Source organism: Ruania alba, from assembly GCF_900105765.1.
Lineage (GTDB): Bacteria > Actinomycetota > Actinomycetes > Actinomycetales > Beutenbergiaceae > Ruania > Ruania alba.
The window spans coordinates 745,392-770,736 of the sequence record NZ_FNTX01000001.1; the positions used below are offsets into that span (position 1 = coordinate 745,392).

Annotated in this window: 24 protein-coding genes and 1 tRNA gene; 15 read left to right on the top strand and 10 right to left on the bottom strand. The window is 68.5% G+C overall.

Annotated elements, in window-relative coordinates; genetic code table 11:
- Nucleotides 1-14: 14 nt before the first annotated feature.
- Both BLU77_RS03450 and BLU77_RS03455 read right to left on the bottom strand, forming a co-directional pair.
- Entirely contained in the window at nucleotides 15-866 is an 852-nt protein-coding gene (locus tag BLU77_RS03450; RefSeq protein WP_089771703.1) for an ABC transporter permease, read from the bottom strand.
- Nucleotides 866-1,879, bottom strand: a complete 1,014-nt coding sequence (locus BLU77_RS03455) for an ATP-binding cassette domain-containing protein (RefSeq protein ID WP_089771704.1) — start codon at nucleotides 1,877-1,879, stop codon at nucleotides 866-868. Before BLU77_RS03455 ends, BLU77_RS03450 begins: the two co-directional genes overlap by 1 nt.
- Nucleotides 1,880-2,191: 312 nt before the next feature.
- Here BLU77_RS03455 and BLU77_RS03460 point away from each other — a divergent pair, with 312 nt between their 5' ends.
- Genes BLU77_RS03460 through BLU77_RS03470 form a run of 3 tightly spaced genes read left to right on the top strand, consistent with a single transcriptional unit; the run spans nucleotide 2,192 to nucleotide 3,650 of the window.
- Entirely contained in the window at nucleotides 2,192-2,518 is a 327-nt protein-coding gene (locus BLU77_RS03460; protein WP_245708650.1) for an ArsR/SmtB family transcription factor, read from the top strand.
- On the top strand, nucleotides 2,515-2,970 hold the full coding sequence (locus BLU77_RS23155) for an SRPBCC family protein (RefSeq protein ID WP_089771706.1): 456 nt from the start codon (nucleotides 2,515-2,517) through the stop codon (nucleotides 2,968-2,970). Before BLU77_RS03460 ends, BLU77_RS23155 begins: the two co-directional genes overlap by 4 nt.
- 35 nt (nucleotides 2,971-3,005) lie before the next feature.
- Nucleotides 3,006-3,650: a dihydrofolate reductase family protein gene (locus BLU77_RS03470; RefSeq protein WP_089771707.1), complete on the top strand. Its 645-nt coding sequence runs from the start codon at nucleotides 3,006-3,008 to the stop codon at nucleotides 3,648-3,650.
- A 300-nt stretch (nucleotides 3,651-3,950) separates the two neighbouring features.
- Here the strand turns inward: BLU77_RS03470 and BLU77_RS03475 are convergent.
- Nucleotides 3,951-4,026 (bottom strand) — tRNA-Arg (locus BLU77_RS03475).
- A gap of 108 nt (nucleotides 4,027-4,134) precedes the next feature.
- On the opposite strand from BLU77_RS03475, the gene BLU77_RS03480 reads away from it, so the two are divergent.
- From BLU77_RS03480 to BLU77_RS03500, 5 genes are all read left to right on the top strand, one after another.
- The gene (locus tag BLU77_RS03480; RefSeq protein WP_089771708.1) at nucleotides 4,135-5,808 is read left to right on the top strand and encodes a GTPase domain-containing protein; all 1,674 of its coding nucleotides are present in this window, start codon (nucleotides 4,135-4,137) and stop codon (nucleotides 5,806-5,808) included.
- The gene (locus BLU77_RS03485; RefSeq protein WP_139177574.1) at nucleotides 5,805-7,292 is read left to right on the top strand and encodes a GTPase; all 1,488 of its coding nucleotides are present in this window, start codon (nucleotides 5,805-5,807) and stop codon (nucleotides 7,290-7,292) included. Before BLU77_RS03480 ends, BLU77_RS03485 begins: the two co-directional genes overlap by 4 nt.
- Before the next feature lie 183 nt (nucleotides 7,293-7,475).
- The gene (locus BLU77_RS03490) at nucleotides 7,476-7,994 is read left to right on the top strand and encodes a single-stranded DNA-binding protein (RefSeq protein ID WP_089771710.1); all 519 of its coding nucleotides are present in this window, start codon (nucleotides 7,476-7,478) and stop codon (nucleotides 7,992-7,994) included.
- 86 nt (nucleotides 7,995-8,080) lie between these two features.
- Entirely contained in the window at nucleotides 8,081-9,763 is a 1,683-nt protein-coding gene (ettA, locus tag BLU77_RS03495) for an energy-dependent translational throttle protein EttA (RefSeq protein ID WP_089771711.1), read from the top strand.
- 32 nt (nucleotides 9,764-9,795) lie between these two features.
- Nucleotides 9,796-10,221 (top strand): acyl-CoA thioesterase, encoded by a 426-nt coding sequence (locus BLU77_RS03500; RefSeq protein ID WP_089772948.1) that lies wholly within the window; start codon nucleotides 9,796-9,798, stop codon nucleotides 10,219-10,221.
- Nucleotides 10,222-10,285: 64 nt separating this feature from the next.
- On the opposite strand, the gene thpD is transcribed toward BLU77_RS03500, so the two are convergent.
- The 4 genes from thpD to ectA form a co-directional block, all read right to left on the bottom strand.
- Complete coding sequence (thpD, locus tag BLU77_RS03505; RefSeq protein WP_089771712.1) at nucleotides 10,286-11,185, bottom strand: ectoine hydroxylase; 900 nt, start codon at nucleotides 11,183-11,185, stop codon at nucleotides 10,286-10,288.
- A 145-nt stretch (nucleotides 11,186-11,330) separates the two neighbouring features.
- Nucleotides 11,331-11,723 (bottom strand): ectoine synthase, encoded by a 393-nt coding sequence (locus tag BLU77_RS03510; protein ID WP_089771713.1) that lies wholly within the window; start codon nucleotides 11,721-11,723, stop codon nucleotides 11,331-11,333.
- 65 nt (nucleotides 11,724-11,788) lie between these two features.
- Nucleotides 11,789-13,045 carry a diaminobutyrate--2-oxoglutarate transaminase gene (gene ectB, locus BLU77_RS03515; protein ID WP_089771714.1) on the bottom strand — a complete coding sequence of 419 codons (1,257 nt, stop codon included), beginning with the start codon at nucleotides 13,043-13,045 and terminating at the stop codon, nucleotides 11,789-11,791.
- Between the two features lie 82 nt (nucleotides 13,046-13,127).
- Nucleotides 13,128-13,652: a diaminobutyrate acetyltransferase gene (gene ectA, locus BLU77_RS03520; RefSeq protein ID WP_089771715.1), complete on the bottom strand. Its 525-nt coding sequence runs from the start codon at nucleotides 13,650-13,652 to the stop codon at nucleotides 13,128-13,130.
- Between the two features lie 298 nt (nucleotides 13,653-13,950).
- On the opposite strand from ectA, the gene BLU77_RS03525 reads away from it, so the two are divergent.
- The gene (locus BLU77_RS03525) at nucleotides 13,951-15,387 is read left to right on the top strand and encodes a glycoside hydrolase family 3 N-terminal domain-containing protein (protein ID WP_089771716.1); all 1,437 of its coding nucleotides are present in this window, start codon (nucleotides 13,951-13,953) and stop codon (nucleotides 15,385-15,387) included.
- On the top strand, nucleotides 15,384-16,328 hold the full coding sequence (locus tag BLU77_RS03530) for an N-acetylmuramic acid 6-phosphate etherase (protein ID WP_089771717.1): 945 nt from the start codon (nucleotides 15,384-15,386) through the stop codon (nucleotides 16,326-16,328). Before BLU77_RS03525 ends, BLU77_RS03530 begins: the two co-directional genes overlap by 4 nt.
- Before the next feature lies 1 nt (nucleotide 16,329).
- On the opposite strand, the gene BLU77_RS03535 is transcribed toward BLU77_RS03530, so the two are convergent.
- From BLU77_RS03535 to ptsP, 3 genes are all read right to left on the bottom strand, one after another.
- Nucleotides 16,330-17,226, bottom strand: a complete 897-nt coding sequence (locus BLU77_RS03535) for an acyl-CoA thioesterase (protein ID WP_089771718.1) — start codon at nucleotides 17,224-17,226, stop codon at nucleotides 16,330-16,332.
- Between the two features lie 2 nt (nucleotides 17,227-17,228).
- Nucleotides 17,229-17,642: a globin gene (locus BLU77_RS03540; protein WP_089772949.1), complete on the bottom strand. Its 414-nt coding sequence runs from the start codon at nucleotides 17,640-17,642 to the stop codon at nucleotides 17,229-17,231.
- Between the two features lie 104 nt (nucleotides 17,643-17,746).
- Nucleotides 17,747-19,426 carry a phosphoenolpyruvate--protein phosphotransferase gene (gene ptsP, locus BLU77_RS03545; RefSeq protein WP_089771719.1) on the bottom strand — a complete coding sequence of 560 codons (1,680 nt, stop codon included), beginning with the start codon at nucleotides 19,424-19,426 and terminating at the stop codon, nucleotides 17,747-17,749.
- A 106-nt stretch (nucleotides 19,427-19,532) separates the two neighbouring features.
- On the opposite strand from ptsP, the gene BLU77_RS03550 reads away from it, so the two are divergent.
- The 5 genes from BLU77_RS03550 to BLU77_RS03570 all read left to right on the top strand — a co-directional run bounded on the left by BLU77_RS03550 (nucleotide 19,533) and on the right by BLU77_RS03570 (nucleotide 25,188).
- Nucleotides 19,533-19,772 carry a PTS sugar transporter subunit IIB gene (locus tag BLU77_RS03550; RefSeq protein ID WP_175476927.1) on the top strand — a complete coding sequence of 80 codons (240 nt, stop codon included), beginning with the start codon at nucleotides 19,533-19,535 and terminating at the stop codon, nucleotides 19,770-19,772.
- Nucleotides 19,773-19,883: 111 nt separating this feature from the next.
- On the top strand, nucleotides 19,884-22,046 hold the full coding sequence (malQ, locus tag BLU77_RS03555; protein ID WP_089772950.1) for a 4-alpha-glucanotransferase: 2,163 nt from the start codon (nucleotides 19,884-19,886) through the stop codon (nucleotides 22,044-22,046).
- A gap of 18 nt (nucleotides 22,047-22,064) precedes the next feature.
- The gene (locus BLU77_RS03560) at nucleotides 22,065-22,511 is read left to right on the top strand and encodes a PTS sugar transporter subunit IIA (protein WP_342741437.1); all 447 of its coding nucleotides are present in this window, start codon (nucleotides 22,065-22,067) and stop codon (nucleotides 22,509-22,511) included.
- A 137-nt stretch (nucleotides 22,512-22,648) separates the two neighbouring features.
- Nucleotides 22,649-24,187, top strand: a complete 1,539-nt coding sequence (locus BLU77_RS03565; RefSeq protein WP_089771722.1) for a sugar ABC transporter ATP-binding protein — start codon at nucleotides 22,649-22,651, stop codon at nucleotides 24,185-24,187.
- The gene (locus BLU77_RS03570; RefSeq protein ID WP_089771723.1) at nucleotides 24,184-25,188 is read left to right on the top strand and encodes an ABC transporter permease; all 1,005 of its coding nucleotides are present in this window, start codon (nucleotides 24,184-24,186) and stop codon (nucleotides 25,186-25,188) included. The genes BLU77_RS03565 and BLU77_RS03570 overlap by 4 nt, the downstream gene beginning before the upstream one ends.
- Nucleotides 25,189-25,345: the final 157 nt, after the last annotated feature.

The following is a 25,345-nucleotide window of genomic DNA, read 5'->3' on the forward strand; positions in this document are numbered from 1 at the left end:
GCGATGCTCCGCCGTCAGGACTTGCGGTTGTAGATGAACATCGAGATCGGGCCGAACACGGCCACCAGCACCACGCAGTAGATCAGCACGGTCACCAGCGAACCGGCGTCGTAGACCCCGGTCATCAGCTCGCGGACGGAGGTGACCACCACCGAGACCGGGTTGACCTCCACGACGCTCTCCAGCCAGCTGGGCATCGTCGTCGGGTCGACGAAGATGTTCGAGGCGAACGTCAGTGGCATCAGGATGAACATGGAGATCCCCATCGCCGCCTGCTCGCTGCGCACGGACAGGGACACCACCGTCCAGATCCAGGAGACGGCGAACGAGAACACCAGCAGCAGCACGAACGCGGCCACCACACCGGGCAGACCGCCGTCGGGACGGAAACCCATCACAAACCCGACCGCCAGGATGATGATCCCGGCGAGGGTGTAGCGCACCTGGTCCCCGAGCAACGCACCCACCAGCTGGGCGGGCCGCCACGTGGGCAGCGAGCGGAACCGGTCGAAGACACCCTTGGAGATGTCCTTGTTCAGGGTCAGACCCGTGTACATCGTGATCATGATCAGTGTCTGCACGAAGATCCCCGGGATCAACCACTGCACGTACTCGCCCACCGAGCCGGCCAGTGCACCACCGAAGATGTAGGTGAACATCACGGTCATCATGATCGGGAAGACCGTCACATCGAAGAGTTGCTCCGGGACGTGCTTGATCTTCAGCAGCGCACGCCAGCCGTAGGTGAGGGAGGCGCTCACCGGTCCGGCCCGATGCGGGCGGTCGGCTGCGCTGACCAGGATCTTGCGGATCTTCTCCGGTTCCGCGCTGGCCTCGACGGTCCGGGTGGACGTGGTGGCGGTCATCAGGCGTTCACCTTCTCGTCGTCATTGCTGGTGCCCGAACCAGCAGAGTCCTCGGGGTCGTCATCGGTGCGCTTACCGGTCAGGGCCAGGAAGACCTCGTCGAGACTGGGGTGCCCGAGCGCGAACGTCTCGATCTCGATCTCCGCCTGCTCCAGCGCGGTCAGGGCCTCGGCAGCGCGGGAGTTCTCGTTCAGCCGCACCAGCAGGGACGCGTTGTCGGCCTCCCGAGTGACCTCGGCGTGGATCGTGGTGCCGAGGATGTCGGCAGCCAGCTCGCGCTGGGCGGGGTCGGAGACCCGCACCTTCAACGCCCCGGACCCGACCTGCGCCTTGAGCTGGCCCGGTGTCCCTTCGGCGATCACCTTCCCGTGGTCGATCACGGCGAGCCGGTCGGCCAGCTGGTCCGCCTCCTCCAGGTACTGCGTGGTCAGCAGCACCGTGGTGCCGGATGCCACCAGCGTGCGGATGATGTCCCACACCTGGTTCCGGCTCCTCGGGTCGATCCCGGTGGTCGGTTCGTCGAGGAAGATCAGTTCCGGGGTCACCAGCAGCGAGCCGGCGATGTCCAGGCGGCGGCGCATCCCGCCGGAGTACTTCTTCACCTGCCGGTTCGCGGCGTCCGACAGCCCGAATGCCTCCAGCAGCTCCATGCCTCGTGCACGGGCAGGCCGGGTCCGGAAGCCGAGCAGCTTGGCCAGCAGGATGAGGTTCTCGATCCCGGTCAGGTCCTCGTCCAGCGAGGCGAACTGGCCGGTGAGGGCGATCTTGCTGCGGATCGTCGCCGGCTCGGCGAAGACGTCGTGCCCGAGCACGTGCGCGTGTCCGGCGTCCGGGCGCAGCAGCGTGGCGAGCATGCGGATCGCGGTGGTCTTGCCGGCGCCGTTGGGTCCGAGGACGCCGTAGACACCTCCGCGTTTGATCGCCAGGTCGATGCCGTCGACGGCGACATTGTCGCCGAACTTCTTCACCAGCCCTTCGGTATGGATGGCGAGCTGGTCCGTGGGGGTGGTCACGGGGGTCCTCTCTGTTGGTCCGCGGGTGGCGGTTTTCTGACGGCGGGTCGTCTCGTTTCCATCTTCGATGGGGGAGCAGGTGTCGTCCAACCGTTTTCACCGTAGGCGGACGGTCTGACATTCCGGCCATGGCCTACGTCGGGTGCCTGTGGCCCGGGTCAGCCGGCGGCCATGACGCCGACGTGCCTGGTGGTGGTGTATGGGCTGAACGCGGCCACCGCAGGCTGTGTCGCGCCTAGGTATATACAAGTAAGAGTTTGCGCAAGTAAGAGTTTTCTGTACTGTGAGGGCATGCGCTCGTCACTGGCCCATGTGGACCCGGCTCTCGACGCCGCGTTTGCCGCTCTCGCTGACCCGGTGCGCCGGAGGCTGGTGAATCGCCTGGCTGCGGGCGCGGCCACCGTGAAGGAACTGGCCGAGCCGTTCGCGCTCACGCCACAGGCGATCTCACACCACGTGGCGGTCCTGCGCCGGGCAGGCTTGGTCGACCAGTCTCGTGACGGAACGCGCCGGCCGTGTCGGCTCAACGTCAGGGAGCTCGATCGATTGAGTACGTGGATCGACGATCAGCGCCGCGAGTGGAACGACCGGCTCGATGCGCTTGAAGCGCATCTTGAGCATTCGAAGGAGGGACAGTGACCGCGAGCACGACGCAGTTTCGCGATGGCGAGCTGATCGCCGAGCGTCGCCTACGAGCGACACCTGAACAAGTCTGGGAGGCGTTCACACGGCCGGCGAGTCTCGCAGCGTTCTGGGGTGGCACCCACGCTATGGTGCCGCCGGAGTCGGTGGAGGTGAACCTTCGCGCTGGAGGAGGATTCGCTCTCGATACCCAAGCGCCGGACGGCTCCAGACATCGACTCCGTTTCCTCTACCGACGGCTTGCCGCACCACAGGAGATGGTCTTCGACGAGCCACTGACCGGGATCAGGACGACCATCACGTTGCGTGGTGTGGGTGAAGACACGTGCGTCAGTGTCCATCAACGGGAGCTGCCACACGAGCTTCAGACTGAGCGTGCCGCCGAAGGCCTCGCCTCGACGTTGGACGCCCTGGCGACGTACCTCGAGATCACGCATCTACCCCGATAGCCACGCACACGCATCAGGAGCACGGAAGAGTTCATATGGATCAATTGCTCAGAGTCCATTGCTTCAACCTCTCGCGCGACGGATTCGGCGCCGGTGAGAACCAGTCCCTGGAGCGGCCGTTCGGCCATGCCGACCCCGGCGACATGTTCGCCTGGGCAGGGGCCACGGCCAGTTGGCCGAACCGGACCGACCCCGGCGGAACCCGCGGTCTTGACGATTACTTCACTCGCGACTTCGCTCGGAACATCGGTGCCGAGATCATGGGGCGCAACAAGTTCGGACCGCAGCGTGGGCCGTGGCGGGACCGCCAATGGCGCGGCTGGTGGGGCGACGAGCCGCCCTTCCACACCCCGGTGTTCGTGCTCACTCATCACGAGCGGCCGTCGTTCACCCTCTCCGACACCACCTTCCACTTCCTGGATGCTGGGCCCGAAGAAGCGCTGGAACGGGCCAAGGCTGCGGCCAAAGGCAAGGACGTCCGATTGGGGGGTGGCGCAACAACCATCCGCCAGTTCCTCGACGCCGATCTGGTCGACACGATGCACATTGCGGTTTCGGACGTCGAACTCGGATCGGGCGTCCGACTATGGCAGTCACCCGAGGAGTTGCTCGACCGATTCCACCTCGAGGTGGTGCCGAGCCCAAGTGGTGTGAGGCACCACCTGTTCTGGAGGCGGTGAGCACCCGATACCAGGACAGCGTGGCCCGGCCTCCCCTGAATGTCCCGGCAGGGCCGTCGCTGCGCTCCTCCTCGTCCTGCGGGTGCACAGCTCCTTCGTCGCTGGTGCCCCCGGCAGGGCCGTCGCTGCGCTCCTCCTCGTCCTGTGGGTGCACAGCTCCTTCGTCGCTGGTGCCCCCGGCAGGGCCGTCGCTGCGCTCCTCCTCGTCCTGTGGGTGCACAGCTCCTTCGTCGCTGGTGCCCCCGGCAGGGCCGTCGCTGCGCTCCTCCTCGTCCTGTGGGTGCACAGCTCCTTCGTCGCTGGTGCCCCCGGCAGGACTCGAACCTGCAACCTACGGATTAGAAGGCCGTTGCTCTATCCATTGAGCTACGGGGGCGTCCACCTAGGATATCGGCGTGGTTCATGCACCGGTTCGCAGCGCCGTCAACGATCATGGGGTGAGCAAGAGTTGGCCCAGCGACCTCCGAGACGGCAGGGTAGTCACGTGACCCCGACCCCCGCGACTCCGCCGCACGATCCGAGCACGGAGGACCACGGCGCGCCGGAGGAGACCGCCGAGCACATCCAGTCCGATCTCGACGGGCCCGTGCCCATGGTCGAGGTGATCGAGCACCTGCTCGACAACCTGGATACCGCCTCGCTGCCCCTCGAGGTGCCCGGTGTGGCGGAGTGCCGCGTGCAGCGTGACCGGCTCGCCACCCAGGTGCGCCACCACCTGCTGCCCCGGCTGAAGCAGGTCGCGGCGCCGGTGATCGTCGTGGTCGGTGGGTCCACCGGGGCCGGCAAATCCACCATCGTCAACTCGGTGGTCGGCCGGGAGGTCACTGAGGCCGGGGTGCTGCGCCCCACCACCCGAGAACCCATCCTCGTGGTGCACCCGCTCGATGCCGAGCTGATGGACACCCACCCGGTGACCGAGGTGGCTCGGGTGAATCCGAGCGAGGACGTCCCCCGGGGTATGGCGCTCCTCGACGCGCCCGACCTGGACTCGGTGCACGCCGGGAACCGGAGCCTGGCCGATGAGCTCGTGGAGCTCGCGGACCTGTGGGTGTTCGTCACCACCGGCTCCCGCTACGGCGACGCTGTGCCGTGGACCCGGCTGCAGGCCGCCTCCGAACGAGGCGTGTCCCTCTCGGTAATCCTCAACCGCGTGGATCCCGAGGCGCTCGCCACCGTGCGCAGGGACCTGTTCGAGCGCCTGGAAGCCCAAGGGTTCGGCTCGGTGCCGTTCTTCGTCATCCCCGACGTCGGCCCGCTCGAGGGGGCGCTACCGGACCATCGGATCCGGGAGTTCACGCAATGGCTCACCGTGCTCGGGGCGAAGAGCCAGTCGCGCAGTGTGATCGCGCGGACCGTGCGCGGAGCGTGGCCGGCTCTCCGCCAGGACGTGCAGGCAGTGGCCGTGGCGATGGAGGACCAGCGTCGCACCAACCTCTCCCTGCGCAATCAGCTCAACGCGGCCACCGCGGCCTCCGCCGACCAGGTCAGGACGGACTTGACCTCCGGCGCTGCCGCGACCGGCGCCCCGACCACCGCATGGCTCGCCGGTGCGAGCAGCGGTGGCATTCTCTCCCCACTGGTGGCCGCCCCGGCCAACCTGTTCGAGTCGTGGCGGGTCCGCCGCGCCAACGCCGCTCGCCTGGAGTCGGTGCGGTCGCTGCGCGAAGTGGCCATCAACGCCGCCCGCACCCTGATCCATGAGGCCGGCGAGCGCGCTGAGCGCGCCCTGCGGACGGCGGCCGAGGAGTCCCCGGCAGGGTGTCAGGTGACCGAGGCCGTCGCACCCGCCACGTGCACGGCCGGCCGAGCCGAGCGCCTGGCCATGCTGTTCTCCGAATGGGACGACGTGGTGGCCGAACTGTGCGCCACGCTCACCTTCACCGCCGACGACGCCGGGCTGGACGAGGCAGGCAAGGTCGCCCTGGTGGAGGCGGCCGCCGTCGGCCTGGACGGCGCCTCCCGTGCCGTGACGCGTATGCTCGGCGAGCGAGGGGCCGCCGTCGTCGCTCGACTGAACGAGGATCTGGGATCCTGGGCGCACGTCGCTGTCGTGGCTGAGGCGGAACCGTTCATCGCCGCCCTGGAGGACCTCGGGGTGGACGAGCAAGCCGCACGTAGCCTGCGACTGCGTGCCTCAGAGTTGAAGGGATACTTGTGAGCGAGACTCTCGCCGAGCTCGACACCGCGCGCCCGGCCGACGGTGTGGGAGTCAAGCTCGGCCAACGGGTGGACGAGATCTCCGATGCCCTGGACATCGCCGGTGATCGTGTCCCGGCCGACGTGGTCTCCGTGGCGCGCGAGGATCTCGCACGGGTCACGCGTCGCCTCGAGCTCGGCGTCGACTACACGGTCGTGGCGCTCGTGGGAGGAACCGGCTCCGGCAAGTCCAGTCTCTTCAACGCCGTCTCTCACCTGCAGTTCGCCGATGTCGGGGTGATCCGCCCCACGACCTCCCGTGCGGCCGCATGCGTGTGGGGGAGCAAGGCGACCGCCCTGCTCGACTTCCTGCAGGTGGTCCCGGACCGGCGGATCCAGCGGGAATCAGCACTGGACGGCGACTCCGAGGACGCCTTGTCCGGGCTGGTGCTCCTGGACCTGCCCGACCACGACTCGGTGGAGTCCGGGCACGCCGAGCAGGTGAACCGCCTGCTCCCGCTCATCGACCTGCTCATCTGGGTCGTCGACCCGCAGAAGTACGCCGACAACGTCCTGCACGAGAAGTACCTGCGCGCTCTCGCTGCCCGTCATGAGGCGATGATCGTGGTGATCAATCAGGTGGACACGCTGCCGGAGTCCGCCCACGAACGAGTCCGTGACGACGTGCGGAGGCTGCTCGTCGACGACGGCCTGGCCGACGTGCGGATCGAGCTGGTCTCCGCACGTGAGGGCACTGGTGTGGATGGTCTGCGCGAGGCGCTCGCGGACGTGATCGCCGGCGAATCGGTCGCCGCACGCACTGCCCGCGCTGAGGTCGGTGCGATTACCAGGCGTCTCGCCGAGCACCTCGGCACCGAGGACAACTCCCCGCCCACAGCACCCGCCGCCGCCGAGCAGCTTGCGGTCGCCTCTGGGGTTCCATCGGTGGCTGAGTCGGTGCGGACTGCGGTCAGCTCACCGCGCCCGATCGCGCTGGCACCGGTGCAGGAGCCCGCCAACAGCCGGGTGCAGGCGATCCGCGACCGGTGGATCGCCGACGCGACGACCGGGATGCCCGGACCGTGGAAGGAGTCCGTGCTGGCCGACGTGCCGAGCGCTGCCGACTTCAGCGCCCACGTTTGGCGTGCGCTCTCCGGCAGCACGCTGCCCTCGGGACGGGACCAGGGTGCGGCCACGTTCCGCATCCTCGGGCTCGTTGCCGGTGGCCTCGCACTGGGACTGCTGATCGCGGCCGGGGCAGTGTGGTCCGTATCCGGGGTCGCTGCCGCGTCGCTCGCCGGAGCAGCCCTCGCGCAGGTGTTCGTGTTGATCGCCTTCCTGGTGGCGGCACGCCGCCGCCGGCGGGCCACGGGAGACCAGCGCGCCGAGGACTACCTGAAGAGAACGACGGCGGCCCTCGCCCAGGTGGTCAGCGAGGACCTGGTCGAGCCCACCGCTGCTCCGCTGGCCGAGCACGCTCAGGTCCGCCGAGGGGTGCACGGGTAGCACCCCGGTCGGCGCCCGTGCTGCGAGGTGGGGCCTCGCCATGCAGGGCTCGCTCCACAGGTGCATCGCCGATGACTCGGTGTCCACAGCCCGTCCTTGACGCGCCGACGCCTCAATGCCCGAGCGCCCACGCTGAAGTCGTGCACCGGAGAGTCCGGTGCACGAGGACGCAAGGAGCGCACGATGGCCAACGAGGTCGATGTGACAGTTCGCGGGTACGTGGGGCACAACCCGACCCTGAACCAGCGGGAGGGGCGCCAGCCCTTCCTGCGCTTGAACGTGGCGAGCACGCCGCGGATCCGGGACCGCGACGGGGAGTGGAGCGACGGTACGACGCAGTGGTTCTCGGTGAAGTTCTTCGGCGACTTCGCCGAGAACGTGGCCGGGAGCGTGCGCAAGGGCGACGCTGTGCTGGTGCGCGGACGCCTCGAGCACGAGGAGTATCTCTCCCGCGACGGTGAGCCACGGTGGAGCGCAGTCATCGTCGCCCACGCCTTCGGCCCCGACCTGCACTTCGCCGAAGCGAACGTGCGTCGGGTCACCCGCAGGTCAGCGGCCGACGAGGATGACGGCCTCGCGGCGGACGGCGTCGACGTCTCCGGCCTGGAGGAGGTCCCCGAGGATGCCGATGGTACGCAGGATCTGAATTCCGACGACGACCACTCCGAGGACGGCTATCTGGTGGAGCAGATCGGCGCATGAACGGGTGGCTCGGCCACAGGTACACCTGGGGGCCTCAAGGGCCGTAGTCTGGGTGGTTGATCCGCCCCTACCTTCTTGGGAGAACTGTGGCCGAGTACATCTACTCGATGGTGAAGGCGCGTAAGGCGCACGGTGACAAGGTCATCCTCGATGACGTGTCGATGTCGTTCCTGCCGGGTGCCAAGATCGGCATGGTGGGACCGAATGGTGCCGGGAAGTCCACGATCCTGAAGATCATGGCCGGTATGGACACCCCCTCCAACGGTGAGGCACGGCTCTCGCCGGGCTACTCCGTCGGCATCCTGTTGCAGGAGCCGCCGTTGAACGAGGAGAAGACCGTCCTGGGCAACGTCGAGGAAGGCGTCGGGGCGATCAAGGGCAAGATCGACCGGTTCAACGAGATCGGCGCCCTGATGGCCGAACCGGACGCCGACTTCGATGCGTTGATGGCGGAGATGGGCAGCCTGCAGGCGGAGATCGACGCCGCGGATGCGTGGGACCTGGACTCCCAGCTCGAGCAGGCGATGGATGCCCTGCAGCTTCCACCCGGGGACGCGGAGGTCACGCACCTCTCCGGTGGTGAACGACGTCGTGTCGCGCTCGCCAAGCTGCTGCTGGAGCAGCCCGACCTGCTGCTGCTCGACGAGCCGACCAACCACCTGGACGCCGAGTCGGTCCAGTGGCTCGAGCAGCACCTGGCCAAGTACCCCGGCGCCGTCATCGCCGTGACGCACGACCGGTACTTCCTGGACCACGTGGCGGGATGGATCGCCGAGGTCGACCGTGGCCGGCTCTACCCTTACGAAGGCAACTATTCGACCTACCTGGAGAAGAAGGCCGCGCGTCTGGACATCCAAGGGAAGAAGGATGCCAAGCTGGCCAGGCGTCTCAAGGACGAGCTCGACTGGGTGCGTTCCTCGGCCAAGGGGCGGCAAGCCAAGTCCAAGGCCCGTCTGGCCCGGTACGAGGAGATGGCCGCCGAGGCCGAGCGCACCCGCAAGCTTGACTTCGAAGAGATCCAGGTTCCGCCTGGTCCTCGCCTGGGCTCGGTGGTCATCGAGGCCAAGGATCTGGAGAAGGGCTTCGACGACCGTCAGCTCATCGATGGCCTGAGCTTCACCCTCCCACGCAACGGCATTGTCGGCGTGATCGGTCCGAACGGTGTGGGTAAGACCACCCTGTTCAAGACGATCGTGGGCCTGGAACCGTTGGACGCCGGCGAGCTCAAGGTGGGCGAGACGGTCGACATCTCCTATGTCGACCAGGCCCGCGGCGGGATCGACCCCAAGAAGACGCTCTGGGAGGTCGTCTCCGACGGACACGACTTCATCCAGGTCGGCAACGTGGAGATCCCCTCGCGCGCCTATGTCTCTCAGTTCGGATTCAAGGGCCCCGACCAGCAGAAGCCCGCCGGAGTGCTCTCCGGTGGTGAGCGTAACCGCCTGAACCTGGCGCTCACCCTGAAGCAGGGCGGCAACCTGCTGCTGCTGGACGAGCCCACGAACGACCTCGACGTGGAAACGCTCGGCAGCCTGGAGAACGCGCTGCTGAACTTCCCCGGTTCTGCCGTGGTCATCTCCCACGACCGGTGGTTCCTGGACCGCGTCGCCACCCACATCCTCGCCTACGAGGGGACGGATGAGAACCCGGCCAACTGGTACTGGTTCGAGGGCAACTTCGCCGACTACGAGGCCAACAAGGTCGAGCGGCTCGGTCCGGAGGCAGCCCGGCCGCACCGGGTTACCTACCGCAAGCTCACCCGGGACTGACCCGCGTGCCTCGGGTACGCGTGCCGGTGCCGATGCGGTGGTCGGACCTGGACGCCTACGGACATGTCAACAATGCCGCGATGCTGACTCTCTTGGAGGAGGCACGGATCGCGACGTTCTGGTCCGACGGAGGGTCGGCCGCGGGCACGAAGGTGCTCACGGCCGGCCCGACCGCTACCAGCTTCACCCTGGTGGCGCGGCAGGAGATCGAGTACCTGGCGCCACTGGACTACAGCCAGGAGCCAGTCGCTGTCGACCTGTGGATCGGCCGGATCGGCGGTGCCAGCCTCGAGGTCTGTTATGAGCTGCGCTCACCCGCTGGGACGCTCTGTGCCAAGGCGGCCACGTCGATCGTGATGGTGGAGGCGGCCTCCGGCCGGCCGCGCCGACTCACCGAGGACGAACGCACGGCGCTCGAGTCCCTGCTGGAGGACCCGATCGAGTTCCGCCGCCGCTAGTCGACGCACAACATCGAACGGGTCGGTCCCCGCGGGGACCGACCCGTTCTGTGTCGCTACCGGATCAGCGCAGCGGGGTGAAGTCCCGGCTGGCGATGTGCTCCGGCCGCGGCGTGGGTGCCGCGTACGGGTCCTCGAGCGTGTTCTCGACGGAGTTGAACACCATGAACACGTTGGAGCGGGGGAACGGGGTGATGTTGTTCCCCGACCCGTGCATGATGTTGGAGTCGAACCAGAGCGCGGACCCGGCCGGACCGGTGAACTGATCGATCCCGTACCGGTGTGCCATCTCAGTGACAGCCTCCTGGCTCGGCACACCTACCGTCTGCTCCTTCAGCGACGAGGAGTGGTTGTCGGCTGGGGTCTCGCCAACGCCCGGAGCGTACGTCCTGTGCGATCCGGGCATCACCATGAGCCCGCCGTTGTACGGGTAGTTCGGCGTGAGCGCGATCGAGCAACTCACCGCTCGCGGGGCGGGCATGCCGTCCTCGGCGTGCCAGGTCTCGAAGTCCGAGTGCCAGTAGAAGCCGCTACCCTTGAACCCCGGCATGTAGTTCACCCGGGTCTGGTGCAGGTAGACGTCCGAGCCGAGCAGTTGCCGTGCCCGGTCCAGCACTCGTGGATCCCGGCTGAGCGCGTCGATCGCCTCACTGAGGGCGGTCACCTCGAAGACCGAGCGCACCGCGCCGGTGGACTTCTCGGTGATCACGCGCGGGTCTCCGGCCAGGCTCTGGTCGGCGGAGAGCCGGCGCAGCTCAGCCGAGTACAGGTCCACCTCGCTGGGCGTGATGAAGTTCTCCAGGATGGTGAACCCGCGCTGCTCATGCGCCTCGAGAGCGGCGGCGTCGAACGGGCCATCGGCCTCGGAGCCCCAGACGGTGGGGTGCTCACGCTCGATCGCAGGTCCGGGAACCTCGCCCGTGCGGGTCGGATACAGATCCTGCTGGATGGTTGTGGTGGTCATCGGTGAATTCCCTTCTCCCGGCTCGCGCCGGGTGTCGTGAACTTTCCTTGCCCGCTCAGCGCGGGCCCACCAACGACGAAAGCTGCGACTCTCCACTCAGATCACGTGGATCCGAGCGGGGATGTCGCAGCCCTCGCGGGAGGAATCAGGCCTCCTCTGTGACCAGCGGGTAGACCCCGTTCTCGTCGTGCACCTCCCGACCGGTCACCGGAGGGTTGAACACACACACCGTACGCATATCGGTGCGCGGAAGTACACGGTGCTTGTCGTGATTGTTGAGCAGGTAGATCGAACCCGGCTTGAGCTCGTGCACCTCGTCGGTGGCCAGATCCACGATCTGCCCCTCACCCTCGACGATGAACACCGCTTCGATGTGGTTGGCGTACCAGAACTCGTTCTCGGTCCCCGCGTACAGGGTGGTCTCGTGCACCGAGAAGCCGGCCCCCTCCTTGGCGAGGATGATTCGCTTGCTGCGCCAGTTCGGGGTCTTGATGTCGGCGTCAGTGTCGTTGATCTCGTCGATGGAGCGAACGAGCATGGGGCATCTACCTTTCGACTCAGGTGGTGGTGGCCGGTGGTCGGCCGGAACTGGAGGGGAGTGGCTCAGCCGGCCAGGACCGCCGCGACCGAGTCGCGGATGATGTCCAGGCCCCGGTTCAGCTCGTCCTCGGTGAGGGTCAGCGGCGGCAGCAGCTTGATCACCTCGTCGTTCGGGCCCGAGGTCTCGATCAGCAGACCCCGGTTGAAGGCCTCCTTGGCCACGGCGCCGGCGTTGGCCGCCTCGCCGAACTGCAGGCCACGGGCCAGTCCACGGCCCTTGGAGATCAGACCGGCATCGGGGTACTGGGCAACGAGGGCGTTGAACGCACCCTCGATGATCAGACCCTTCGCCTTGGTCGACTTCTCGAGCTCGTCGTCGGACCAGTACTGGCGGATCGACTCGCTGGCGGTCACGAACGCAGGAGCGAAACCACGGAAGGTGCCGTTGTGCTCGCCCGGCTCGAAGACGTCGTACTCCGGCCGCACCAGGGTGAGCGCGAGCGGGAGCCCGTAGCCACTGATCGACTTCGAGAGGGTGATGATGTCCGGCACGATGCCGGCCTCCTCGAAGCTGAAGAAGCCTCCGGTGCGGCCGCAGCCCATCTGGATGTCGTCCACGATGAGCAGGATGCCGTGCTTCTTGCACAGCTCGGCGAGGGTCCGCAGCCATTCGGCGCGGGCGCTGTTGATGCCCCCCTCACCCTGCACGGTCTCCACGATCACGGCTGCCGGCTCGTTCAGACCGGAGCCCGCATCCTCGAGCAGCCGCTCGAGGTACATGAAGTCGGCCACGTCACCGTCGAAGTAGTCGTCGTACGGCATCGGGGTGGCGTGCACCAGCGGGATACCGGCACCGCCGCGCTTCATCGAGTTCCCGGTCACCGACAGCGCGCCGAGCGTCATCCCGTGGAAGGCGTTGGTGAAGTTCACGATCGCTTCGCGGCCGGTGATCTTCCGGGCGAGCTTCAGGGCGGCTTCAACGGCGTTCGTGCCGCCAGGACCAGGGAACATCACCCGGTGGTCGAGGCCGCGGGGGCGCAGGATCTGCTCGGTGAAGGTGGTGAGGAACTCGTTGCGGGCGGTGGTGAGCATGTCGAGAGAGTGCACCACGCGGTCATCGCTGATGTAGTCCAGCAGCACCTTCTTCATCAGCGGGTTGTTGTGCCCGTAGTTGAGGCTGCCCGCACCGGCGAAGAAGTCGAGGTAGGCCTGGCCGTCCTCGGTGAACATCTCGGCACCCTTGGCCCTGTCGAACACCGCGGGCCAGGAGCGAGAGTAGCTCCGAACGTCGGATTCGAGCGCCGTCGTATCGTTCGTCATCAGACTCATGCCATTCTTTCGTGGTCGCGGCTGGGAACAGCCTCAGGGTGGTCAGGAAGTCGTCGGAGGGTGCTGCGCGGGCTCAGGGAGCCTGCAATCCTCGGATCTCGAGGCGCGGCTCTCCGGCGTGGTCGTCGGGGAAGTCGGTAGCCCGCAGGCCCTCGGTCCAGGTCAGCTCGCCACCGCGGCGGCGAGCGATCGCAGCGAACAATGCGCGAGAAGCATCGTTGGTCTCCTCGACCGTCGCCTCCAGCACAGTCACGTCAGGGTTGGTGTCGAGGAGGTCGTGCAACATCCGGCCGGCGACTCCCCGGCCACGAGCCCGGGAACTCACCGCGACCTGCCAGACGAACAGGTGGTCGGGGCGGTCCTGCGGGCGGTATCCGAGCACGTACCCGACGGGCTCGGAGCCGAGGAGAGCCAGCCGGCAACTCGCGGAGAAGTCCCCAGCGAGGATCAGGTAGGCGTACGAAGAATTCAGATCCAGCCCGCACTCGCGGGCGAGTTCCCACATCGCACCACCGTCGGCAACGGTGGTGCTGCGGATGCTCAGATCGTCACGGGTCGGCGTCGGAGTGGTCGAGTCTGCACTTGTCGGCTTCGGCATACGGCTTTCTACGGTAGCCACTCCGCGGGGCGATGGGAACCTCGGATCCTGCTGCACACAGGTTCCCACGGCCCGACGACGTCCCGATCTCCGGCATGGTGATGCGGAAAGGTCACCCCTGGAGGAGACCTCGGTCACGCCGGCCCAATTCGGTCCGAATAGTGAGACTCTCTGCCGATGAAGCGCCGAATCGCGCGGAAGTGAGGCCTCCATCACACTGTCGATAAGGTGGGTCGGTGAGATTACGCAGCAGCAGCAGCAGCGGCGCCGCCAACCGCCCGAACCTCCGGAGACGTCGATGATGGGGGCCCTGCGTCGGGCGGTGCACGCGGTCCTGCTCCCCGGGTTCTCCGGCACCGAGGTGCCCGGCTGGGTGTCCGGCGCCGACGGCCTGGCCGGTGTGTTGTTGTTCGCCCAGAACACCCCTGACCTGGCCACCACCGCGCGACTGACCGCGGATCTGCGTCGGCAGCATCCGGACCTGCTGGTGGCCATCGATGAAGAGGGCGGGAACGTCACCCGGCTCCAGGCGGACACTGGCTCGTTGCTCCCAGCCCCGGCGGCACTAGGAGCGGTGGACGATGCGGACCTCACCGAGGCGTGCGCGCGTGCGATGGGGGGACTGATCGCCGCGTGCGGGATCGATCTGACCTTCGCCCCGGTGCTTGACGTCGCCGCTCGTGATGACAATCCGGTGATCGGTGCCCGCGCGTTCGGCGGGGATCCCGACCTGGTGTCCCGGCATGGCCGGGCCGTGGTGCGGGGGCTACGCAGCGCCGGAGTCCTCAGCGGCGGCAAGCACTTCCCCGGACACGGCGACACCAACGTCGACTCGCACCTGGCGCTGCCCCGGCTCGACGTGTCCGAGCAGATTCTGCAAGCACGCGATCTGCCGCCGTTCCACGCCGCGATCGCTGAGGGCATCGACACCCTGATGGTGGGCCACCTGATGGTGCCCGCGCTCGACACCGAAGCACCTGCCTCGCTCTCGACGGCGATCCTCGCCCGGGCGCGCGAGCTCGGCTTCACCGGTCCGTTGGTCACCGACGCCCTGGACATGCAGGCGGTCGCCGCCGACGGGGTCGGCGCCGCCTGCGTGCGCGCGCTCGCCGCAGGGGCGGACCTGCTCTGCCTGGGCTCCACGGCCGAGATCGCCGACGACGGAGCGCACTTTGCCCAGGTCGTCGCCACGGTCGAGGCTGCTGTGCGGGAAGGGCGCCTCAGCGAGGCACGACTGCAGGAGGCCGCCGCCCGGGTCGCCTCGCTGCGCCGACGTGGCCCGGCCGCCCCGGTGCCGGACCTGGAGACGGCGCGGGCCGCCGTCGAGACGATCGGAGCCGACGCAGCGCGCCGGGCGGTACGAACCCGAGGCGACGTGCAGCTACAGCCGGGGGACGTCGTCATCGACCTGGTCTCGCGTTGGGATCAGGCCGCAGGTGCTCGGTCCGGTCCGGTGACGGACCAGCTGATCGAGGCGTGCGCCCTGGCGCGGGTGGAGCCAGGCGAGGTCGTGGCGGTCCCGACCGGGCGCCGACTCGCCGTCGTCTCCCGCGAACCGGACGCGCGCCTGGCTCAGGTGCTCGCCGCCCACCCCGACGCCGTCCTGGTGCACGTCGGGGTGGCAGGCGCGGCACCGGAGCACCCGCACCTCGTGTTCACCGGCGGTATCGGGCTCGCCAGCGCCCGCGCCGCCGCGCAGACCTGCCGACTCGCCACTGGAGGAGAGCGTCCATGACCACCGAGCCGAACGAGCTCCCGGTGCAGGTCCGTTCCCGCACCGAGGATCGCAACCCACGTACCGAAGCGATCGACACTGAAGACGCCGCAGGCATCGTGCGGCTCATCACCTCCGAGGACGCGGCTGTCGCTGGTGCCGTGGCCGCGGCCGGTGACCGGATCGCAGCACTCGTGGAGCTCGGCGTGCACGCGTTGGCCGGTGGTGGACGGGTGATCTACGCCGGGTCCGGAACGTCCGGCCGGCTCGCCGTGCTGGACGCCGTCGAACTGCTCCCCACCTACCGGGTGGGCGAGGATCAGGTGACGGCGTTCCTCGCCGGTGGAGGTGAGGCGATGACCCGACCGGTGGAGGGTGCCGAGGACGACCCGGCGGCCGGTGCGTGCGCAGTGGCTGACGTGACCGGTGCTGACCTCGTGATCGGCCTTGCCGCCAGCGGCCGGACACCGTACGTGCGGGGCGCCTTGGTGGCTGCTGCGGAGCGGGGTGCGCGCACCGGGCTGATCGCGTGCAACCCCGGTGCCGAGCTGGCCACCCTGGTGGACGTGGCCGTGCTCGTGGACACCGGTCCCGAGGTGATCACCGGCAGCACCCGGATGAAGGCAGGAACCGCACAGAAGCTGGTGCTGAACACTTTCTCCACGGCCGTGATGGTGCGCTTGGGCAAGACGTACTCGAACCTGATGATCGACGTGCTGCCCACCAACGAGAAGCTGCACGGGCGGATCGTGCGGATGCTGGAGCAGGCCACCGGACGCTCGGCGCAGGAATGCGGGGCGGTGCTGGCCGAGGCGGAGGACCCGCGCACCGCGCTGGTCTGCCTTCTCGCCGACGTGGGCGTGGCGCAGGCGCGAGATGCGCTGGCCGACAACCCGCCGGATCCCGCCCGCAACGAGGATCCGTCGGGGATCCGGTCGGCGGTGATTGCAGCCCGGACGTAGCTCAGACGCCTGACCGGGGAACCCGGAGCATTCCTTCCTGCGCGATGCTGGCCACCAGCTCGCCGCCGCGGCTGAACACCTTCGCGGTGCCGAGCCCGCGACCTCCGCGGGCCGACGGGGAGGACTGGACGTAGAGCAGCCACTCGCCGGCGTCGACGTCCCGGTGCCACCACATGGCGTGGTCGAGGCTGGCCACGCTCGCCTCCCGGGTCATCCAGGACAGGCCGTGCCGACGCATGATCGGTTCCAGCATCACCTGGTCGCACGCGTAGGTGAGCATGGCGCGCTGCCGCAGCTGGTCACCGGGGATCGGGGCACGGGACCGCATCCACAGGCACTGCCGGTCGGTCTGCTCCGCGACCGGCCCGGTGAACAGGTTTCCGGCCGTGTGTCGCAGATCGAAGGCGCCGTTGCGGTAGAAGAACTGCGCCACCGGGTGGTCCAGCGAGTTGAACAGCTCCACCGAGCTGGGGAGTGACTCCGGGTCCGGAACGTCCGGCATCTCGTCGGCGTGCTCCAGGCCCTCCTGCTCCTCCTGGAAGGAGGTGATCATGGACAGGATCGGCACCCCGGACTGCAGTGCATGGGTGCGTCGGGCACTGAACGAGCGACCGTCCCGCAGGCGCTCGACGGCGAAGGTGATCGGTTCGTCCAGGGCACCCGGTCGAAGGAAGTAGCCGTGCACGGAGTGGGGGAGGCGGGCGTCGGCGACGGTGCGTCCGGCCGCCAGCAGCGACTGGGCGAGGACCTGCCCGCCGTACACGCGCCCGTGCAGCTGCGGGAGGGACGTACCGACGAAGGTGTCGGTCTCGGTCTGCTCCAGCTCGAGGGCGGCCAGGACGGCCGCGAGGGGCTCCGGTCCGTCACCCTGGGGGAGCGAGGCTGTCGGCTCGGACATGGTTACTCCTCGTCGAAGGTGTTCACCATGGAGTACGCGGCGCGCTCCAGGTAGTCCCACAGGGTCGCGTGATACGCCGGCGCCAGCCCCGCCTCGTCCACGGCCACCCGCATGTGCGCCAACCAGCGGTCACGGGCGGCGGGGCTCACCCGGAACGGGGCGTGCCGCATCCGCAACCGGGGGTGCCCCCGGGTGTCGGAGTAGGTCGTCGGGCCACCCCAGTACTGCTCGAGGAACATCCGCAACCGGTCCTCGGCCGGCCCCAGGTCCTCCTCGGGGTACATCGGGCGGAGCAGCTCGTCCTCGGCGACCAGTTCGTAGAACCGGTGCACGATGGCGCGGAACGTCTCCTCGCCGCCGATGGCCGCGTAGAAGGTGGCCTGCTGGTCGTTGCCGGGTGTACCGGCGCTGCGCAGACCCAGGGTGGGTCGCCGTCCGGCATTGCTCGCGGGATGGGTGCTCACCTGCCCAGACTAGGCGGTCCGGGGCCGGTCCCGGTGCCGGGCAGCAGCGTCCGGGCTCAGAGGGCGAGGTCGGCCAGCACCGGGAGGGCCTCTCGCACCGCCCTGCGCGCTCCCTCGGCACTCTCCGCCGCCACGGCCAACCCGGCGGCCGTGCGGCACTCATCGACGGTCACCGCACCGAGCAGCGCCGCCACGTCACCGAGTGCCCGCGGCGTCATGGACAGGCTCGTCACCCCGAGGCCCACCAGCACTGCGGCCAGCGCCGGATCAGCCGCTGCCTCACCACACACGCCGACCGGGCGGCCTTGCGCCCGCCCTCCAGCACAGGTGAGCTGGATGAGCTGGAGCACAGCCGGATCCCACGGCGTGGAGAGGGGGGCCAGGGCGCCCAGCAGGCGGTCGGCGGCCAACGTGTACTGGACCAGGTCGTTGGTGCCGATGGAGGCGAACGCTGCCCGCGCCAGCATCGGCCCAGCCAGCAGGGCCGCGCTCGGGACCTCCACCATCACACCCGCTGTGCGTAACCCGTGCGCCTCGCATGCGGCGACGAACGACTCCGCCTCCTCCACGCGGCTCACCATCGGCGCCATCACCCACACATCCGCCTGATGGGCGTCGGCGGCGGAGGCGATCGCAGCGAGCTGGTGGTTCAGCACGTCCGGGTTGTGCCACGCGGTGCGGTACCCCCGCACACCGAGCGCGGGGTTCACCTCGTCGCTGTCGGTGAGGAACGGCATCGGCTTGTCCGCACCGGCGTCCAGGGTGCGGATCACCACCTTCTTGCCGCCGAATGCGTCGAGCACCGCCGAGTAGGCCTCCACCTGCTCGTCGATGGTCGGTTCGTCGTCGCGGTCCAGGAAGCAGAACTCGGTCCGGAACAAGCCCACCCCTTCGGCCCCGGAGGCCGCAGCAGGACCGGCCTCGGCCACCTCACCCACATTGGCCAGCAGCTCCACCCGATGACCGTCCTTGGTGGCACCCGGGGGTGTGAACGTGCGCGCGGTGGCCCGCTCGCGGGCCGCCTCGACCGCCTCGGGCGAGGGGTTCAGGTACACCCGGCCGGCGCCGCCGTCGACCAGCACCACCTCGTCCACGACGATCCGGTCCAGCGACTCGCCCACACCGACCACGGCGGGGATCCCGATGGCCCGGGCGAGGATCGCGGTGTGTGAGGTGGGGCCACCCTCCTCGGTCACCAGGGCGCGCACCACACGCGGGTCGAGCTGCGCCGTATCCGCCGGAGCCAGGTCCCGGGCGATCAGGATGAACGGTTCCTCCCGTGCGGGCACCCCCGGGGTGGGAGCGCCGAGCAGGTGGGCAACGATCCGATCGCGGACGTCGATGACGTCCCGCGCGCGCTCGGCGAGGTATCCGCCGAGGGACTCGAACTGGTCGGCCACCGCTCCGGCGGCCTCCCACACGGCACGCTCCGGGCTCAGCCGGATCTCGCGAACCCGTCGCTGGGCGTCCTTGACCAGGGTGGGGTCCTGGGCGATCTGCGAGGTGGCGGCCAGCACGTCCCGCGCTGTTCCCTCGGTGGTCTGGGCGCGGGCGGCGAGATCCTGTGCCACCGCGGTGGCGGCGCTGGCGATCGCGGAGCACGCGGTGTCCGCATCGGTAGAGCTGCGTCGGCGCGGCGGCTCCCCAGCCCCGGTGGTCATGCGTACGGCCGGTCCTGCGGCCCGTCCGGGGGATACGCCCGCCCCGGTGACGACGTTCTGGTCGCCTTGCGTCATTGCTCGCCTCCGGCTCGTCGGTTGCCGTTCATTCTGCTGGTGGGCACCGGTGGGGTCTACGCGGTTGTAGAGTGGGATGTATCACAAGCGGCATGGAGGAGTGGACGTGAGCAAGGCCGAAGACATCCTGGCGGCACTGGGTGGCGACTCGAACGTGGTCGACCTGGAGCCGTGCATCACACGTCTTCGCGTCGAGGTGACCGATCCGGCGCTGGTGGACGAGGACAACTTGCGCTCGAACGGTGCGTTCGGTGTCGTACGGTCCGGTCGGGTGGTGCAGGTGGTGGTCGGCCCGGAGGCGGACGACCTGGCCGCCGAGATCGAGGGGCTCCGCCCGAGTTCCTGACCGCCGACGACCCCCGCTTCAACGGTCGCGACGGCGGAGTCTCTGGCAGGATCGTGGGTGGCGGTTGTTGAGGGCCGCCGCACCGACCGATGGGGAGCGTTGAACCACGCCGTGACAGAGCAGAGCAATGACGCCTTGAGCGCCGACCTGCGCCGGCTTGCCGCTGCCCATGGGGTGGCGAGCGACTTCTGGGACTTCCACGGTGACCGTCGCGAGGTCTCACCCGCGACGGTCCGTGCCGTGCTGGCCGCGATGGGCGTGTCGGCCGACACGCCCGAGAACGTCGCAGCAGCCCTGGATGAGGCCGACCTCGCGCCGTGGCGGCGCACCCTTCCTCCGTGTGTGGTCGTGCGTAGCGGCACCGCGGGCTCGGTCGCCGTGCACGTGCCGGACGGGGCGGAGGTGCGGGCGCGGGTGGTGCTGGACGGGGGCGCTGCTCGCACCCTGACCCAGCAGGACGACTGGGTCGAGCCGCGGGACGTCGACGGGAAGCGGATCGGTCGCGCCTCGTTCGAGATCCCGGACGACCTGCCCCTGGGGTGGCACGAGATCGTCGCCGAGGTCGGTGATGTCGGGGCTCTCGCGGACGGTCGTGCCCGGGCTCCGCTCGCGGTCACCCCGGCCACGCTGGAGCTCCCGGAGCTGCGGGACCAGCTGGGCGGTCGTGCGTGGGGCCTGATGGCGCAGCTGTACTCGGTGCGATCGGCACGCTCGTGGGGGATCGGCGACTTCGCTGACCTGACCGAGCTGACCGGGCTGGCCGGCGAAGTGGGAGCGGACTTCCTGCTGATCAACCCGGTGCACGCCGCCGAGCCGAGCCCGCCGGTCACGCCCTCGCCGTACCTGCCCGTGACGCGCCGGTTCGTCAGTCCGCTCTACATCCGCCCGGAGGAGATCCGAGAGGCGGCGTACCTGCCGAACACCCAGCGCACCCTGCTGGAGTGGGCGGCAGAGTCGGTGCAGCAGATGAATCTCGACTCCGGACCGTTGGACCGGGACGCTGCCTGGCAGGAGAAGAAGTCCGCGTTGGAGACCATCTACGCGGCCGGGCGCTCGCGATCGCGCCAGCGCGAGCTCGACCGCTTCCGTGCCGAGCACGGCCAAGGCCTGGAGGACTTCGCCCTCTGGTGCGCCGTGAAAGAGACCTACGGCGACGATGAGCGACCCTGGCCGCTCACCGAGGACGCCACTCCGGCGGCACTGACCGCGCTGCGCCGCGAGCTCGCCGACCGGGTGAACTTCCACTGCTGGTTGCAGTGGATCGCGGACGAGCAACTGGCCCGCGCCCAGCGGATCGCCCGCGCGTCGGGAATGCGGGTCGGGGTGATGCAGGATCTCGCCGTGGGTGTGCATCCGGCAGGCGCCGACTCGTGGTCGATGCGGCACGTGCTCGCCCGTGGGATCTGTGTGGGCGCCCCACCGGACATGTACAACCAGCAGGGGCAGAACTGGTCGCAGCCACCATGGCGACCGGACGCGCTGGCCGAAGCCGGGTACGCACCGCTGCGGGACCTGGTGCGGACCGTGCTGCGGCATGCCGGCGCGATCCGCGTCGACCACATCATCGGTCTGTTCCGGCTGTGGTGGATCCCTGATGGCGCAGGTGCCGACGAGGGCACCTATGTGACCTATGACCACGAGGCGATGGTGGGAGTGCTGGCGCTGGAGGCCCACCTGGCGGGCGCCGTCGTGATCGGGGAGGACCTGGGCACCGTTGAGCCCTGGGTGCGCGACTACCTCAGCGAGCGCGGTGTGCTCGGCACCTCGGTGCTCTGGTTCGAGCAGGCCGACGGCCGCCCACTGCCCGCCGAGGACTACCGCGAGCTGGTGCTGGCCACGGTCACGACCCACGACTTGCCGCCGACCGCCGGGTACCTGGCCGAGGAGCACGTCGATCTCCGTGAACGCCTCGGCCTGCTCACCGAACCGGCCGCCCAGGTGCGCCTGGCTGCCAGGGTCGAGCGGGAACGGATGCTGGACGCCATGCGCGAGCGGTTCCTGCTGCCATCGGATCCCACCGAGCGGCAGATCGTCGAGGCGTTGCACCGCTACATCGCCCAGACGCCGTCGGTGCTCGTCGGTGTCTCGCTGGCCGACGCAGTGGGGGAGCGGCGCGCACAGAACCAGCCGGGCACCGACACCGAGTACCCGAACTGGAAGATCCCGCTCGCCGACGGCGGTGAGCAGGTGGTGCTCGTGGAGGACCTGCCCGGGAATGCCCGGTTCGCGTCGTTGGTTACCGCGATCACCCACGAGCTGGCCGAACGGGCCTGAACAGCGATGACTCTGCATGTGAGCGCTCCCGTGGCCGGAGCGGTGCTGCCGCTGAGCGAGGTACCGGACCCGGTCTTCGCCCAGGAGATCGTCGGGCCCGGGGCCGCCATCGATCCTGCTGCCGGCCCGGACGTGGTGGATGTGGTGGCGCCGGTGCAGGGGCGCATCCTCAAGCTGCACCCGCACGCCTTTGTGGTGGTGAGCGGGTCCGGGCAGGGTGTGCTCGTCCACCTCGGCATCGACACGGTGCAGCTGGCCGGTGCCGGGTTCACCCTGCACGTGGCCGAGGGGGACCAGGTGGAGGTCGGGCAGCGGATGGTCACCTTCTCGCCCCGGGAGATTGCCGACGGCGGCCGCTCGCCCGTGTGCCCAGTGGTCGCCTTGGACGCCACGTCCGGTCAGGTTCGCGTCGTGGGAGCCGGTGTGCTGGACACCGGCGATCCGCTGCTGGAGTGGAAACCGTGACGAACCTGTAACTCCGTATCAATGACAGCCTCGACGCGGCTAGATACATTGGAGTACAAGTTGAGTCGGCCGATGGCGGAGACCCCGCATTGGCGGCCCAAAGTCCAGCAGCGTTCCTCCAGCGAAGAAGGCACGACGTGTCAGCACCACTCCTTGAGGTCGAGGGAATCAGCAAGAGTTTTCCCGGCGTCCGCGCACTCCATGACGTGCAGTTCCACCTCGCCGCCGGCGAGGTCCTCGTGCTCGTCGGCGAGAACGGCGCCGGCAAGTCGACCCTGATGAAGATCCTCTCCGGGATCTACCAGCGTGATACCGGCGCGATCCGAGTGGACGGCGAACCGGTCGAGATCTCCGGGCCTGCGATCGCGCAGCAACTCGGGATCAGCATCATCCACCAGGAGATGAACCTGATGGCCGACCTGACCGTGGCGCAGAACATCTTCATCGGTCGTGAACCCCGCGTGGCTGGGGTGCTGAACGAGCGTGCCCTGAACGCTCAGACGGGCGAACTGCTGGAGCAGCTGGGGATCGGCCTTGACCCGCGTGCGCGGGTCGGAGATCTCACCGTCGCCACTCAGCAGATGGTCGAGATCGCCAAGGCGCTCTCGTTCAATGCTCGAGTGCTGATCATGGACGAGCCCACCAGTGCCCTCACGGACACTGAGGTGGAGACCCTGTTCGGCCTCATCGAGAGCCTCAAAGAGGGCGGCACCGGGATCATCTACATCTCGCACCGGATGGAGGAGCTGAAGCGGCTCGCGGATCGCGTCACCGTGCTGCGCGACGGTGAGTACATCGGTGACCTGGAGCGTGCCGAGATCGACGTGCCAACCATCATCGAGATGATGGTCGGTCGCCAGATCGACGAGGGCGCCCGGCCTGTCTCGAGCGAGCACGCCCGCGACGAGGTGGTGCTCGACGTGCAGGGCCTGTCTACCAAGGCGTTGCTCGACGACGTCTCCTTCCAGCTGCACCGGGGCGAGATCCTCGGCTTCGCCGGGCTGATGGGCGCCGGCCGCACCGAGACGGCCCGTGCGATCATCGGCGCGGACCCGCGCTCCGCCGGAACGATCACGGTGCACGGGCGGCAGGTCCACATCTCTCAACCCGCCGACGCGGTCCGGCACGGCATCGGCTACCTCTCCGAGGACCGCAAGGCGTACGGGCTGATGCTTGAGCAGGACGTCTCTTTCAACACCGTGCTGGCGTCGATGAAGAATTTCACCGGCCCCTTGGGGTACTTCTTCGACGGGAAGGCGCGCCGGGTCGCGCAGACCTTCGTCGATCGCCTGCGAACGAAGACCCCCTCCACGTCGCAGCAGGTGAAACTGCTCTCGGGCGGCAACCAGCAGAAGGTGGTCATCGCCAAGTGGCTCGCCCGCGACTGCGACATCCTCATCTTCGACGAACCCACCCGTGGGATCGACGTCGGCGCCAAGGAGGAGATCTACCGGCTCCTGCAGGGCCTGGCCGCGGACGGCAAGTCCATCATCGTCATCTCCAGCGAACTGCCGGAGGTTCTCCGGCTCTCCCACCGGATCGTGGTGATGGCCGAGGGCCGGATCACCGGCACGCTCGCCAACGAGGACGCCAGCCAGGCCACGATCATGGACTACGCCACTCACCTGGCTGCGGATGTGACCGCCGCAGCCGATCACACGCGAGGAGCAGCATGACTGACAGCACGCAGGTCGCGGTAGAGGAGCAGGACACCGCTCGTACCGGCCATGGCGCCACTGTGCGAGCATGGCTGCAGCAGGGGCTCGCATTCGGCAGCCTCCTCGTGCTTGTGGTGTTCTTCGCCATCGCCAGCGACAATTTCTTCACCTGGTCCAACATCTCCGGTGTGCTGCTCGCCACCGCGGTGATCGGCATCCTGGCCCTGGGCACCACCTTCGTGATCACCACTGCCGGCATCGACCTCTCCATCGGCACCGGGATGACCCTGTGCGCGGTGATGACGGCGGTGGTCGCGGTGAACTGGGGCCTCGGTCTGGTTCCTGGAGTGCTCGCCGGCCTCGCGATGGGTGCTCTGATGGGCTTTGTCAACGGTGTGAACGTGGCGTATTTCAAGCTTCCGCCGTTCATCGCCACGCTGGCGATGATGCAGGTGGCGCAAGGTCTCGCGCTGGTCATCTCCGACGTCTCCCCGATCTACTTCTCGGAGATCCCGGCCTTCAAGAACATCGCGCTCGGGACGGCACTCGGTAGCCTGCCGAACGCGGTGCTCATCATGTTCGTCCTCGGTGGGATCGCCTATTTCATGCTCGGGAAGACCCAGTTCGGGCGCTTCACCGTGGCGATCGGGTCGAACGAGGAGGCCACCCGTCTTTCCGGCGTGAACACCCGCCGGTGGAAGGTGATCATCTACACCGTCGCCGGGATCTTCACCGGGATCGCCGGCGTGGTCATCGCCTCCCGGCTCGGGTCGGCCCAGCCCCAGCTCGGTGTCGGGTACGAGCTGCAGGCGATCGCCGCCGTCATCATCGGGGGCACCTCGCTCCTCGGCGGGCGCGGCACCATCGTCGGGACGCTGATTGGCGCCCTGATCATGAGTGTGCTGATCAACGGCCTGCGCATCATGTCCATCCAGACCGAGTGGCAATACGTCGTGCTGGGTGTGGTGATCGCGATTGCGGTGCTCGCCGACTCCTTGCGCAGTCGCAAGGGCAGATGAACGCCGGCACTGCCATCCACGCAGACTCGGGCGCCGGTTCCTGTGCAGGACCGGCCTCGTCGTCGACCACGCGTCGACCCCTAGCGGTACCTGCGGGTATCGGGCACAGTCCGCAATCCAGCGGCCGGACCTACCGGCCGGAGAGCTATGGAGGCCT

Bases quoted from the DNA above. Each gene is read 5' to 3' on its own strand.
- thpD (WP_089771712.1), bottom strand. From the start codon at position 11,185: ATGACCACCACAACCATCCAGCAGGATCTGTATCCGACCCGCACGGGC.
- ptsP (WP_089771719.1), bottom strand. From the start codon at position 19,426: ATGACGCAAGGCGACCAGAACGTCGTCACCGGGGCGGGCGTATCCCCC.
- BLU77_RS03525 (WP_089771716.1), top strand. From the start codon at position 13,951: ATGATGGGGGCCCTGCGTCGGGCGGTGCACGCGGTCCTGCTCCCCGGG.
- BLU77_RS03500 (WP_089772948.1), top strand. From the start codon at position 9,796: ATGCGGTGGTCGGACCTGGACGCCTACGGACATGTCAACAATGCCGCG.
- ectB (WP_089771714.1), bottom strand. From the start codon at position 13,045: ATGACGAACGATACGACGGCGCTCGAATCCGACGTTCGGAGCTACTCT.
- BLU77_RS03450 (WP_089771703.1), bottom strand. From the start codon at position 866: ATGACCGCCACCACGTCCACCCGGACCGTCGAGGCCAGCGCGGAACCG.
- ectA (WP_089771715.1), bottom strand. From the start codon at position 13,652: ATGCCGAAGCCGACAAGTGCAGACTCGACCACTCCGACGCCGACCCGT.
- BLU77_RS03570 (WP_089771723.1), top strand. From the start codon at position 24,184: ATGACTGACAGCACGCAGGTCGCGGTAGAGGAGCAGGACACCGCTCGT.
- BLU77_RS03470 (WP_089771707.1), top strand. From the start codon at position 3,006: ATGGATCAATTGCTCAGAGTCCATTGCTTCAACCTCTCGCGCGACGGA.
- BLU77_RS03530 (WP_089771717.1), top strand. From the start codon at position 15,384: ATGACCACCGAGCCGAACGAGCTCCCGGTGCAGGTCCGTTCCCGCACC.
- BLU77_RS03510 (WP_089771713.1), bottom strand. From the start codon at position 11,723: ATGCTCGTTCGCTCCATCGACGAGATCAACGACACTGACGCCGACATC.
- BLU77_RS03535 (WP_089771718.1), bottom strand. From the start codon at position 17,226: ATGTCCGAGCCGACAGCCTCGCTCCCCCAGGGTGACGGACCGGAGCCC.
- BLU77_RS03490 (WP_089771710.1), top strand. From the start codon at position 7,476: ATGGCCAACGAGGTCGATGTGACAGTTCGCGGGTACGTGGGGCACAAC.